The organism is Enterococcus sp. LJL98 (genome assembly GCF_054871745.1).
Window position 1 is genome coordinate 1 of the sequence record NZ_JBTXLU010000023.1, and the last position, 1,679, is coordinate 1,679.

The 1,679-nt window shown below is 34.1% G+C and carries 2 protein-coding genes; both read left to right on the forward strand.

What is annotated here, in order from left to right; all coding sequences use genetic code 11:
* The coding region (gene tnpA / locus ACYSNO_RS12305) for an IS200/IS605-like element ISEfa4 family transposase (RefSeq protein ID WP_461731376.1) at nucleotides 1–368 on the forward strand (368 nt) is incomplete at its 5' end.
* A 16-nt stretch (nucleotides 369–384) separates the two neighbouring features.
* Nucleotides 385–1,527: an IS200/IS605 family element RNA-guided endonuclease TnpB gene (tnpB, locus tag ACYSNO_RS12310; RefSeq protein WP_461731377.1), complete on the forward strand. Its 1,143-nt coding sequence runs from the start codon at nucleotides 385–387 to the stop codon at nucleotides 1,525–1,527.
* Nucleotides 1,528–1,679: the final 152 nt, after the last annotated feature.

Consider the following 1,679-nt stretch of genomic DNA (forward strand, 5'->3'; position numbering starts at 1 on the left):
TTTATTACCACCTTGTTTTAGTGACGAAATATCGTAGACAAGTAATTGATGATGAAATATCTGACTATGCTAAAGCGACTTTTGAAAGAATTTCAGAATCATATCACATTACGTTAGTTGAGTGGAATCATGATAAAGATCATGTTCATATTATGTTCAAAGCTCAACCTAAAACAGAATTGACAAAATTCATCAATGCCTATAAAAGTGCCAGTTCCCGTTTGATAAAACGTGACTATCCAAGAGTCAAACAATTTCTTTGGAAAGAAATGTTCTGGTCTAAAAGTTTTTGTCTTTTGACAACTGGTGGCGCACCAATTGATGTGATTAAGAAGTATATCCAAAATCAAGGAAACAATCATAAATAGAAAGCAGGTGAGCTTTATGGAACGACTAAAAGCATACAAATTCAGGTTATATCCAACAGAAGAGCAAGAAATCTTCTTTGCGAAGTCTTTTGGTTGTGTCCGTAAGGTATACAATCTAATGCTTGATGACCGAAAAAAGGCGTATGAAGAATTCAAAAATGATTCTTCTAAAAAAATGTCGTTCCCAACACCTGCTAAATACAAGGAAGAATTTCCGTTTTTGAAGGAAGTTGATAGCCTTGCTTTAGCGAATGCTCAACTCAATTTAGATAAGGCCTATAAGAATTTCTTTCGGGATAAATCCGTTGGATTTCCACGTTTCAAAAGTAAGAAAAATCCTGTTCAGAGTTATACAACGAATAATCAAAATGGTACAGTCACTTTGATTGACAATAAATTCATCAAAGTTCCTAAATTGAAATCCTTAATCAGAATCAAACTTCATAGGCAACCTAAAGGCCAGATTAAATCTGCCACAATATCGCGTCACTCAAGTGGTAAATACTCTATTTCTTTATTATGCAAAGAAGAAGTGAGTGAATTACCTAAAACGAATTCCGCAATTGGTATTGACTTAGGAATTACAGACTTTGCGATTCTTTCTGACGGTCAAAAAATTGATAATAATAAATTCACATCCAAAATGGAAAAGAAACTCAAACGTGAACAACGCAAGTTGTCAAGACGTACATTATTAGCTAAACAGAAAGGTATCAATCTGTTTGAAGCGGAAAACTATCAAAAACAAAAACGTAAAGTGGCTAGATTACATGAAAAAGTAATGAATCAACGTACTGATTTTCTGAATAAGCTTAGTACAGAAATTATCAAAAATCACGATATTATTTGTATTGAAGACTTAAACACAAAAGGTATGTTGCGTAATCATAAATTAGCAAAAAGTATTTCTGATGTGTCGTGGTCTAGTTTTGTCACTAAATTACAATACAAAGCTGACTGGTATGGACGTAAAATTATCAAGATAGATAAATGGTTTCCATCAAGTCAAATTTGTTCAGAATGTGGCCATAAAGACGGTAAGAAAACTCTCGATATTCGAGAATGGATTTGCCCTATTTGTCATACCCATCACGACCGAGATATCAATGCTAGTATCAATATCCTGACCGAAGGTCTAAGAATACAAACATTAGCTTAGATAAAATCAAGAACCGTAGGAACTACGGGGATAGCTTGGTAAATAAGAGAAACCGCTGTTAGTGAAGAAATAAGCTATCAAGTATGCTCTATTCCCAAGAAGCTCCCACTTCAAGCGTTAAGAACCTTCAGGTTTAGCTAAGTGGTGAGTAG

Coding starts and splice junctions, on each gene's coding strand:
- tnpB (WP_461731377.1), top strand. CDS start 385: ATGGAACGACTAAAAGCATACAAATTCAGGTTATATCCAACAGAAGAG.